This is a genomic window from Martinezella lusitana (genome assembly GCF_014207095.1).
In the GTDB taxonomy this organism is placed as follows: domain Bacteria; phylum Pseudomonadota; class Alphaproteobacteria; order Rhizobiales; family Rhizobiaceae; genus Rhizobium; species Rhizobium lusitanum_B.
Window position 1 is genome coordinate 64,932 of record NZ_JACHBG010000029.1, and the last position, 10,961, is coordinate 75,892.

Consider the following 10,961-nt stretch of genomic DNA (forward strand, 5'->3'; position numbering starts at 1 on the left):
GATGACGATGAACAAAACTGAAAATGCCGGCAAGCTTGCAAATGTACGCACCTGGCTTGCGCGGGCGAAGCTGGACGGCCTGATTGTCCCGCGAACGGACGCCCACCAAAGCGAAGTCACGGCAGAGCATGACAATTGCCTGGAGTATATAAGCGGCTTTACCGGCTCCGCCGGTCTGGCGCTCGTGCAGCCGGAGCGAGCGCTGATCTTTGTCGACGGACGCTATCAGGTGCAGGTGCGCAATGAGGTGGATCTATCCGCCTTTGCCGTACACCATCTCTATGAAGACCCGCTCGATCTCTGGCTGAAGCACCATGGAAAGCCCGGCTGGCGGATCGGCATTCACACCCTGCTGATCAGCGGCGCCCTCTATGAAAGGTTACTGGCGGGATGCAAGGCGGCAGGCGTCGAACTGATCGCGCTCGACGCCGATCCCTTCGACGATATATGGACTGACCGGCCGCCTCGCCCGGTCGGCCTCGTCCGGGCGATGCCGCCTGCGGTTTCCGGCGAAACATCGGCCAGCAAGCGCGACCGGATCGCAAGCAAGCTAAAGGCGCTGGGTGCGGACCAGCTCATAGAAACCTCGCCGGACAACATCGCATGGCTCCTGAATGTGCGTGGCTCCGATGTCGCCATGGACCCGGTGCCGCATTCCTTTCTGTTGCTCGATGCCGACAATCAAGCGCAATGGTTCGTGGATCATCGCAAGCTCGGCAACGATCGCGCTGCCTTCGAATTGTCCGACGTCACGATCGCCGATCCGGAGGCTTTTCTCGGGGCTGTCGGAAAGACGTCAGCCGGTAAGACGACGCTGATCGACCCCGACTTTGCGCCGCAGGCGGTCCGCGCCCGTATCAAGACGGCCGGCGGCCAGACGGTCGAGCAGACGAGCCTTCTTGCAAGCGCCAAGGCCACCAAGAATGCTACGGAGCTGGAAGGCTTTCGCGCCTGCCATGTAGAGGACGGGATTGCACTTACCAATTTCCTGGCCTGGCTCGACAGCGAATGGCCTCGTCGGCAAGCCGCGGATCTGCCTTTGACCGAACTGGACGCAGAGGAGCAGCTGATCGCTTTTCGCGCCAGACATGCCGGCTATTTCGAACCGAGCTTCCGCACGATTTCGGCCACCGGCGGCAATGCGGCCATGTGCCATTATCACGCCCAACCCGACACGAATGCCGCCATTGAAGAGAACAGCTTCTACCTGATCGATTCCGGCGGCCAGTATGTCAATGGAACGACGGACGTGACACGCACCGTTCTGTTCGGCAAGGCAACCGATGAAATGCGGGAAACATACACCGCGGTCCTGAAGGGTTTCATTTCGCTGCTGACCGCGCGCTTCCCGCTTGGCACCCAGGGGCATCAGCTCGATGCGCTGGCGCGCCGTCCTCTATGGGACATGGGGCTCGACTACGACCACGGAACGGGACACGGCGTCGGCCATAACCTGCTGATCCATGAATATCCGCATCGTTTTGCGAAGAAGCCCAATCTTCACAATCTCGAACCCGGCACGATCATGACCGTCGAGCCTGGCTATTACAAAGCGGACGTCTTCGGCATCCGAATAGAGAACCAGGTAGAGGTCGTCGCCGACAGACCGGGCTTCTGCCGCTTCGACAGTCTGACGCTGGCACCCATCGATCTCCGCATGGCCAAGCTCGACAGTCTGACGGCGGCGGAAATCGCGTTTCTTGACGATTACCACGCGCAAGTCCGCGCGGAGCTTTTGGACAAGGTCGAAGAAGAGACGCGGTCCTATCTGCTCTGGCACACGCGGCCGATCGCAGAGCGTTGAAGCGCACAATCGCCGTCCAACGCGGAGTTCATCCGCGTCGGACCGGATTCACCTGCTTTTCTTGTCAGATCCAGTTCGGCAAGCCGGCCGGAACGCGTCCGATCACTGCTGCCTCCACACAATTGGCAAGGCTGCCGAAGCGGACGACGCGTCCGCTGAGGCCCGGCCCGTAATGAGCATACTTGCCCGAATTAGTCATGACCGCACGTGTTCCGGGCGGAAAGACCGGCTCGGAGATCGAGCACCAGCAGAGATCGGGCAGAACCTGCACGCCGCTTTCGCGCAACCTTGCGAGCGTGCCATCGGTCTCGGCAGCGGCAATAACGTCGCGTCCGGCTGTAACGATCACCATGACACCGGGGAGGCGATACCGGCCTGCAAATGCGTCTGCAAGTGCACGACATTCGTCAAGCGAGGCGTGTGGACTGCCGATGGCGACGAGCTCGACCTCTTCCGGTCCTTCATTCAGCATCTTCCAAGCGGCGGCCATATCCGCGCGCGTGATAGCGCGATGGTCCGCATTCGGATGCTCAGCCCCTTCGGCCTCAGGCGTTGCGCCCTCGACATGGAGCATGGGAGCGGCCGAGGTCGTGCCGAAAGCGGCGCAAAGCGCCTTCAGATCATCGCGGGATGGGGCTCCCGCAGTAAGACCGCGCAGCAGCGGAATGCGATCCGGCGAAGCCTTGCCGGCGAGATATCCGATCAGCGGCCAGAAGGCATCGTCACGACCTTCGGGCAGCTCGACCTCGAGGATACGGGTCGCCTTGCGATTTTCGTCCAGGTACACGCCGGAAAGCGGAGCACGGCCTGTCAAGGCGATGCAAAGATCGAGGAAATCGGGATGCTTGGCCGTGCGTGCGCCAAGAACACTGTTGGCGAAAATGACCGCATTGGATTCGGCCCAACCGATCGCCTCGCCGGCGCCCGGCGCGCTATCGAGCAGATAGGGCGAACAGGTAAAGGTCGGGCGGCAGCCCATGCGCACATAGGCGTCCGCCAGCCGCGCGGCCGGATCGCCGAAATCCTCCGGCACACCCTGCGAGCGCCAATTGGCGCGATCGACGGAAATCGCGTTCATGGTCGTCGGCACACGCACGCGTCCACCAAGCTCAGCCATTTTTTCCGCAAAGGTCAGATTGGCCGGGCTTGCATAAATGCATCCGTCAATATGGCCCTGTGTCACATCGACTAGCGATTCCGCACCCTGCTGTGCCGCCATGGCCGTCAGTATCCGCATGGCCTGAGCAATCGCTACGCCCTCTCCGCCTTCCAGCATGGACCGGTCCGCGTCCGTCAACGACAGCGCCGAGGTGGCAGGCGGCAGAAGGGGGATTGCTTCGCCATCCGCCACGACGGCGGCGGCTTCGATCCGGATGGCCTTTGCCTGTGACAGGCGCGCAAAGGCTTCAGGCTGAAGCCGCACGACCGGCAACTGCTTACCGAACATTTCGGCAGCGACAAGCGCGCCGAGCGTCAGCACATCCTCGGCCTCGCAAAAAATCAGAGCAGCCGGCGCGCGGCCCGTCAGTGCCAGATCGAGCAGCACGCCGGATCCGGTGCACGAGCCCCGGCTCGACGGCATCATCAACACTGCGCCGGTCAGACATTCGCCATGCAAGGGATGATGGATATCGATCACCTTGCCGGTGGCGGGATCGACCCCGCCCCAGAAGCTGAGCGCCTCCTGTGTGGCGACGACACGGCCCTCTGCCGTGCCTCCCATGATGCTGCGAGCAGGTGCCGTGTGGTTCATGTCATTTAGTCCATGTGCAAGAGGGTCATGCTCGCCGATGAAAGAGAAGGCGAGCGTGACCTTGCGATTTCCGTCAGAAGCGTTGCGGCGAGAATGGCGTGAGATCGATAGGTGGCGCCCGTTCCGTCAGGAGGTCGGCAACGATGCCTGCCGTGCCGGCAGACTGGGTCAAGCCGAGATGGCCGTGACCAAAGGCATAGATCACATCAGGTGTCGCCCTCGCGCGGCCGATCGCAGGCAAGCTGTCGGGCAGCGACGGCCGGAAGCCCATCCATTGCTTTCCCCCCTCCGGATTGAGACCGGTCAGGAAGGTGCGGGCCTTCTGCAGCATGGCTTCGGAGCGTTTGAAGTTCGGCGGCAGCGCCAGTCCGCCCAGCTCTACTGCTCCACCGACACGAATGCCGGTCGAGAGTTTGCTGACGACGAAGCCGTGGCCGCCGAAGGTTATCTGCGTACGCAGATCGAAGGCATTGGACGGAAGCGTCGTGTTGTAGCCGCGCTCGGTTTCGAGCGGTATGCGCTCACCAAGCGATTTGGCGATTCGGTGCGAGAAGGCGCCGGCGGCCAGAACGACCTTGCCGGCCTGAAGGAGCTTTCCATCCGCTGCGATCACATCGACCCCGTTGGGGATCACGCGAAGCGTCGCAATCTCCGCCCTTTCGATGACACCGCCCCGGCTGCGGAAATGCTCGGCCAGCGCCAGCGTGTAAAGCTTGGGATCGGCGATGGAATACCAGCCGGGCGTGAACGTGCCGAGCACGAAGCGCGATGCCAGCCCTGGCTGGATCGTCGCCATCTCGTCAGCCTTGACATGCCGGAATTCGATCCCGTGATTGCGGCGAACCTCCCAGCCGGGCAGCGACGCACGGAACTCCGCCTCGCTCTCATAGACCTGGAGATTGCCCTCCTTGCGCAGCATGGAGAGTGTGTCAGTCGCGGCAAGGAAGGGCTCAAGCTCCGCCCTGGAAAGATCCATCAGGCTTGTCTGCGCCGCCGTGGAGTGGGCAACACGCGACGGCTGGCAGGCCCGCCAGAAGCGGAACATCCAGGGCGCGATCCGAAGCGCATAGGCGGGCGGCACGGAAAGCGGCCCGAGCGGGTCAAGCAGCCATTTCGGCGCCTTCTTCAGGATGCCCGGAGATGCAAGCGGCAGGATATCCGTGAAGGCGAAGGCTCCGGCATTGCCTGCTGAAGCACCGGCGGCCGGTCCCTCGCGGTCGACGACCAGGACATTCAAGCCGCGCGACTGGGCCGCAATCGCGGCAGAGAGGCCGACAACGCCGGCCCCGATGACGATAACGTCCGGTCTCGCCATCAACGCACGCTCGCAAGAAACTTCTGCGTCTCGGGATGCTGCGGCGCGCCGAAGATCTGCTCCGGCTTCCCGATCTCGGCCATCACGCCCTGATGGAAGTAGGCGACACGATCCGAGACATCACGGGCGAACGCCATTTCATGCGTCACGCAGATCATGGTCATTCCTTCCTCCGCCAGCATCTTTAGCGTATCCAGCACCTCTCCGACCAGCATGGGGTCGAGTGCGGACGTCACTTCGTCAAACAGCATATATTCCGGCGACATGGCAAGCGCTCTTGCAATCGCCATACGCTGCTGCTGACCGCCGGACATGCGGGTCGGATAGACCGAGAGCTTTTCGGCAAGGCCGACATGCGTGAGCTGCTTGACCGCCATCTCCTCCGCCTGCTGCCGGCTGATGCCGAGCACCTTGCGCGGCGCCAACATGACGTTTTCCAGCACGGTGAGATGCGGGAACGCATTCCATTGCTGGAAGACGATGCCAACCTTGCGGCGCAGCTTGTTAAGGTCTGTCGTCTTCGCATGCACTTCCGTGCCGTCGATGCGAATGCGGCCGGAATCGATGGGCTCCAGACCATTGATGCAGGTCAGGAGGGTCGACTTGCCAGAGCCGGACCCGCCGATAATGGTGACCACCTCGCCCTTGTTGACGGTGAGGTTGATCCCCTTCAGCACTTCGAGCTGACCGAAGGACTTGCGGACATTTTCGATCTCAATCATTGGGGGACCACCGTTTTTCGAGATAACCGCCAAGGCGGGCGATCGGGAAGCTGATGATGAAATAGATCACGCCGCAGATCGTCAGGATCAGCAGCGGCTCATGCAGGCGGGTTACGAGAACCTGCGAGGCGCGCAGCAGCTCGATCAGCCCCAGCCACAGGACCAGTGCGGAATCCTTCATGACGCCAAGCGAAAGACCGATCCACGAAGGAAGTGCGACGCGCGTGGCAAGCGGCGCCACGATGTAGCACATATCCTGCCGCCAGCTCATGCCAAGCGAGCGGGCGGCGCGGCGGGTGTTGGGCGGGACGGCGGCGATGCCGCCACGCACGATTTCGGTGCAATAGGCCGCCGTATAAAGCGACAACACCACACAGGAGGTGGTGAACGGCGCCCAGCCAAGCTTCAGGATCGCCTGCAATGCATTGCCGAGGACTAGCTGGATGAGCAGCGGTACGGAGCGAAACACGTCAAGCACGAAGGTCAGCGGCGCCGACAGGATGGGACCGGCCTGGACACGGATCACCCCGAAGACGATGCCGAGGATCGTGCCTGCGGCTACGGACACGCCAGTAACCACGAGCGTCATCCAGGCGCCTTTGGCCAGGAACAGGAGGTCACTCCAGGTGAGGGCAGTATCGAACATCTCTCACCCCTCTCAGTAGCGGAACATGCGCCAGGCGGCGAGCCGGGCTAGGAGCGTGACGAGCTTGGCGATCAGATAGTAGATCACAGCGGCCAGCGCGAAGAATTCGAAGGTACGGAACGAGCGCGCATTCAGCTCCTGTGTGACACCTGCAAGATCCGTGTTCATGCCGACGGTGACACCGAGCGAAGTCATCAGGATCGCCCAGACCATCTGGTTGGTGACGGGCAGGAAGGCGATGCGAAGCATCTGCGGCATGACGATCAGCCGAAAGGCCTGCAGCGACGTCATACCGAGCGAACGGCCGGCGCGGGTCTGAGTGTCCGGAATTGCCTTCAGCGCGCCGCGGAAATTCTCGGCAAGATATCCGGCATTGTTGAAGGCGATGCCGACCAGCAGCGCCGTAAACGGGTTGAGATGAATGCCGAAATTGCCGAGCCCGAAATGAGCCATGTAGATCTGGAAGAGTGCCGGTGTATTGCGCGCGACCTCGACCCAGGTCGAAGCGATACCCGTCAGCAACCGGCTGCCGGTGAGCCTGAAGAGCGTAAGCGCTATGGCGCAGACGAGGCCGATTGCCATCGACAGGATCGCGATCTGCAGGGTGACGACCGCGCCATCGAGCAGCTGCGGCAATACCTTGAAGGCCTGGTTCCAGTGGAAGGTGTAGCTGAACATGAACGTCCACCTTTCGGAAGGTCAAACGGCGTGGCCATCATGGCCACGCCGTCGTTGAAATCGATCCGATTAGCGATAGACGCCGTTCACGGTCAGGGACGGCAGCGCGCCACCGACCCACTTTTCGTAAAGCTCGGCGTAGCGGCCCGTACGAACCTGCTGGTTGATGAACAGGTTGAGGTAATTGATGAGACCGTATTCTTCACGGTTGGTGAAGAGGGAGACGTAGTCCGTCTGGAACGGTGCCTTGCCAACCACGGAGATACCGGCGAACTTGCCGGACTTTACGGTTGCCTGGGCAACGGTCGAGGTGGAAACGGTCGCGTCGATCTGACCCTGGCTCAGTGCCAGGAAGACGTCAGCCTGCGTCTGATATGGACGGAATTCGCCGGCGCCCCAGGCCTTGACCTGCTTTTCGAGTGCGATCGCTTCAAACGTGCCGGCGGTCGCGCCGACGGTCTTGCCCTTCATGTCCTCGAAGGACTTGATGCCCGACTTGTCGTTGGAGGTGACAGCCATTTCGAAGGCGAAATAAGGAAGGGTCATGCCGACGGTCTTGGCGCGCTCCAGCGTGTCTGAAGTGGAGGCAACGCCGATGTCGACACGACCGGACATCAGAGCCGGAATACGCTCGGGGAATGGCGTTTCGACGATCTCGGCGGTGACGCCGAGCGCCTTGGCCAGATCATTGCAGTAGTCGACATCGAAGCCAATCGGATTGTTGCTGGCGTCACGCGAGCCCATGGGCGGGAAATCGAGCACGACGGCGCAACGGAGCGTTCCGGAGGAGATGATATCATCAAGCTTATCGGCCTTGGCCGGCGTGATGGCGAAGGCGGTGGCCAGAAGGCCAAGTGCGATGACTGTCTTTTTCATTAGATTCTGTTCTCCCAGTTTGGTCGGCCATTTGCGGCCGCGGCCAATAAACGCTTTTTGCAGACGTAAAGCAAATTGAAAATACAAATAGTATACAAAAAGAATTTCATCCTACCATATGATCTATGGCGACTTGCGGTTTTCAACACACGCTGAAAGACAGCATATGCAAACGCCGCCAACCTGTGGTCGGCGGCGTTCGAGCACGCTAGAAAATCGTAGGGAAGTAGGCTCAGTCCGCCAGATCGTCGGGGAGCAAACCTGCCGGCATGTTCTGATAGGAAACCGGCCGCAGGAACCGTCGGATCGACAGCGTGCCGACGCTGGTCGCGCCGAAGTTGGTCGACGCGGGATACGGCCCGCCGTGAACCATCGAATCCACCACTTCGACACCGGTTGGGAAGCCATTGACCAGCACGCGCCCGGCTTTGCGTTCCAGCACAGGCAGAAGGCGACGGGCGGCGGCGGTATCATCTCCGTCCATATGCAAAGTCACGGTCAGCTGACCGGCAAAGTGGCGCGCAAGATTTTCCATCTCGTCAAGAGAACCGACACGAACGACGAGCCCGAGCGGGCCGAAGACTTCCTCACCCAGCAGATGATCTGCAAGGAAAGCCGCTCCCGTCGTTTCGAACAGATTGGGAGCGGCATCGCGTCCGGATTGTTCGGTGACCAGGAGAGACTTGACCCCCTCGCGGGAAACGAACCGTTGCTGGCCGTCGCGGTAGGCTTTGGCGATACCGTCGGTGAGCATAGTTTGCGGCGAGACGCTCCCAAGCGCCGCCACCGCTGCCTCGACGAAACGGTCGGCATCGGGGCCATCAAGCACAACCGCAATACCGGGGTTGGTACAGAACTGACCGGCACCCATCGTCAATGAACCTGCCCAACTCTGCCCCATGGCCTCGGCGCGGGCCTGCGTGGCATGCGGAAGCACGAACATCGGGTTCACCGATCCGAGCTCGCCGAAGAAAGGGATGGGTTCCGGACGTGCCGCGCAGAGGTCGAACAGCGCGCGGCCGCCGGCCAGCGAGCCGGTAAACCCAACCGCTTTGACCATTGGATGCCGGACGAGCGCATATCCGACTTCGCGACTGCCGCCCTGGATCAGCGAGAAGACGCCAGGATGCATGCCGGTCTTGCGGATGGCGGCATCGATGGCTTCGGCAATAATCTCGCCGGTGCCGGGATGGGCGGAATGCCCCTTAACCACGACCGGGCAACCGGCCGCGAGTGCCGCTGCCGTATCGCCGCCTGCCGTCGAGAAGGCGAGCGGGAAATTGGAGGCGCCGAAGACCGCCACCGGACCGATCGGGCGCTGGAGCAGGCGGATTTCCGGACGCGGCGCCGGCTTGCGATCCGGCAGAGCCGCATCGAAGCGGCGATCGAGATAATCACCCTTTTCGATATGGTCGGCAAACAGACGAAGTTGGCCGACCGTGCGACCGCGCTCGCCTTCGAGCCGCGCGGCGGGCAAGCCGGTTTCCTGGGTGCCGATCTCGGTGATCGCGGCTGCGCGTGCCTCGATTTCTTCAGCGATCGCCCGCAGGAACGCGGCGCGGGTGCCGCGTGTGGAATAGCCATAGCTCCAGAACGCGTCTTCAGCTGCCTCGCAGGCGCGGGCGACGAGTTCAACGGTGCCGATGGAGAAATTATGCGCCGGCCCATGCGCCGGGGAGGAGGCAAAGTGCCCCGTTCCTTCAAGCCATTCGCCGGCGATGAGATGCTTTCCGTGAGGGGTGAATTCCATTGGTCTTCCCTTTCCTTTGCAGAAGCGTCAAAACGCTGTGCGGCTTTTGCTGTTATCTGTCGATTTTTTGTATACTTTATGTATTTATAATTTCAACCTCTATAGTGAAGACGATCGAACACAGGAGAATCAGATGAGCGACGTCACCACCCTGACAACAGACGTACTGCATAGCCGCGTCTTGGCGATCCTCACGAAGGCTGGCCTCAACTCGCTGCAGGCGGCGGCAATCGCAAGGGTCATCGTTGCCGGCGAACGCGACGCCTGTAAATCGCATGGCATCTATCGCATCGAAGGCGTTCTGCGCGCGGTAAAGGCCGGCAAGGCGCGACCGGATGCAGTGCCGGTGCTGGAAGAGAGCGATGCTTCGGCGATCGTCAAAGTGGATGCAAAGAGCGGCTTTTCCAATGCCGCCTTCGAGCTTGGCATGCCTGTACTCGCCGAGCGTGCCCGCCGTTTCGGCATTGCCGCGCTCGCCATCAACGACTGCACGCATTTTGCCGCCCTCTGGCCGGAAGTCGAGGCGCTGACCGATCGTGGCCTCGCCGCCTTCGCCATGTGCCCGAGCTATTCGACAGTCGCGCCTGCCGGCGGCACCGCGCCGCTTCTCGGCACAAACCCCTTTGCCTTCGGCTGGCCGCGTATCGATAACTCTCCATATGTCTTCGATTTCGCGACCTCGGTTGCCGCACGCGGCGAAATCGAGCTGCATCGCCGGGCCGGCAAACCCTTGCCGGAAGGCTGGGCGGTAGACGCCAACGGCCAGCCGACGACGGATCCGGAAGCAGCTCTCGCCGGCGCCATGTTGCCTTTCGGCGGACATAAGGGCTCGGCCATCGGCACGATGATCGAGCTTTTGGCCGGCGTGATGATCGGCGACTTCACCAGCCGCGAAGCGCTCGACTATCTTGGCTCCACCGCTTTTGCCCCGCGGCACGGCGAGCTCATCGTCGCATTCTCGCCGGAGGCCTTTTCCGCCGGCCGGCCCGGCAATCCGCTGGTGCGCGCCGAAGCCCTGTTCGAGGCGATTGCCGGCCAGGGTGCCCGCCTGCCCTCCCAGCGTCGTTTCGCCGCCCGCGCTCGCGCGGAGAAAGACGGTATCCCGCTCACCGCAGACGAAATCCGCCAGCTGGATCACCTGCTGGAGCATGGTCTCGACGCGGTGGCCTGAGCGAGACACAAACACGCCAAACAAGATCCGCACGAACCGCAAAAGGCCCCCTTGTTGGGGGCCTTTGAGTTTGGATATCATGTCATCGGCGGGCGTCGAAAGCGGGAAGCCCGCATGGGCCTCAGGCCTTGTAGGTCTGCACGGCGCCGGAAAGCTTGCTCCATTGGCCATACCAGCTGTTGAACAGCTTGAACTGCGCCTCGACATAGCCGCGCTGGCTCGCGGACAGAACATCGCTCTCGTTGA

Annotated in this window: 9 protein-coding genes and 1 pseudogene; 2 read left to right on the top strand and 8 right to left on the bottom strand. The window is 61.9% G+C overall.

Translation table 11 applies throughout. From position 1 onward, the window contains the following. The first annotated feature begins 7 nt into the window (after positions 1–7). Positions 8–1,804, top strand: coding sequence for an aminopeptidase P family protein (locus tag GGD46_RS30590; RefSeq protein ID WP_246806515.1), 1,797 nt, complete (start codon positions 8–10; stop codon positions 1,802–1,804). Between the two features lie 64 nt (positions 1,805–1,868). On the opposite strand, the gene GGD46_RS30595 is transcribed toward GGD46_RS30590, so the two are convergent. From GGD46_RS30595 to GGD46_RS30625, 7 genes are all read right to left on the bottom strand, one after another. Next, positions 1,869–3,557 carry an aconitase X gene (locus GGD46_RS30595; RefSeq protein WP_184710907.1) on the bottom strand — a complete coding sequence of 563 codons (1,689 nt, stop codon included), beginning with the start codon at positions 3,555–3,557 and terminating at the stop codon, positions 1,869–1,871. A gap of 73 nt (positions 3,558–3,630) precedes the next feature. After that, on the bottom strand, positions 3,631–4,872 hold the full coding sequence (locus GGD46_RS30600) for an NAD(P)/FAD-dependent oxidoreductase (protein WP_184710909.1): 1,242 nt from the start codon (positions 4,870–4,872) through the stop codon (positions 3,631–3,633). Next, the gene (locus GGD46_RS30605; protein ID WP_184710911.1) at positions 4,872–5,594 is read right to left on the bottom strand and encodes an amino acid ABC transporter ATP-binding protein; all 723 of its coding nucleotides are present in this window, start codon (positions 5,592–5,594) and stop codon (positions 4,872–4,874) included. The genes GGD46_RS30600 and GGD46_RS30605 overlap by 1 nt, the downstream gene beginning before the upstream one ends. Then, positions 5,587–6,240, bottom strand: a complete 654-nt coding sequence (locus GGD46_RS30610) for an amino acid ABC transporter permease (RefSeq protein ID WP_184710913.1) — start codon at positions 6,238–6,240, stop codon at positions 5,587–5,589. The genes GGD46_RS30605 and GGD46_RS30610 overlap by 8 nt, the downstream gene beginning before the upstream one ends. Before the next feature lie 12 nt (positions 6,241–6,252). Then, a complete protein-coding gene (locus tag GGD46_RS30615; RefSeq protein WP_184710915.1) occupies positions 6,253–6,918 on the bottom strand; it encodes an amino acid ABC transporter permease in 666 nt (221 codons plus the stop codon). Between the two features lie 69 nt (positions 6,919–6,987). Beyond that, positions 6,988–7,794 carry a transporter substrate-binding domain-containing protein gene (locus GGD46_RS30620; protein ID WP_184710917.1) on the bottom strand — a complete coding sequence of 269 codons (807 nt, stop codon included), beginning with the start codon at positions 7,792–7,794 and terminating at the stop codon, positions 6,988–6,990. A 232-nt stretch (positions 7,795–8,026) separates the two neighbouring features. Then, the gene (locus GGD46_RS30625) at positions 8,027–9,544 is read right to left on the bottom strand and encodes an aldehyde dehydrogenase (NADP(+)) (protein ID WP_184710919.1); all 1,518 of its coding nucleotides are present in this window, start codon (positions 9,542–9,544) and stop codon (positions 8,027–8,029) included. Positions 9,545–9,677: 133 nt separating this feature from the next. On the opposite strand from GGD46_RS30625, the gene GGD46_RS30630 reads away from it, so the two are divergent. After that, entirely contained in the window at positions 9,678–10,715 is a 1,038-nt protein-coding gene (locus tag GGD46_RS30630) for an Ldh family oxidoreductase (RefSeq protein ID WP_184710921.1), read from the top strand. A 121-nt stretch (positions 10,716–10,836) separates the two neighbouring features. Here the strand turns inward: GGD46_RS30630 and GGD46_RS30635 are convergent. After that, positions 10,837–10,961: pseudogene (locus GGD46_RS30635) on the bottom strand (dihydrodipicolinate synthase family protein); the annotation flags it as partial.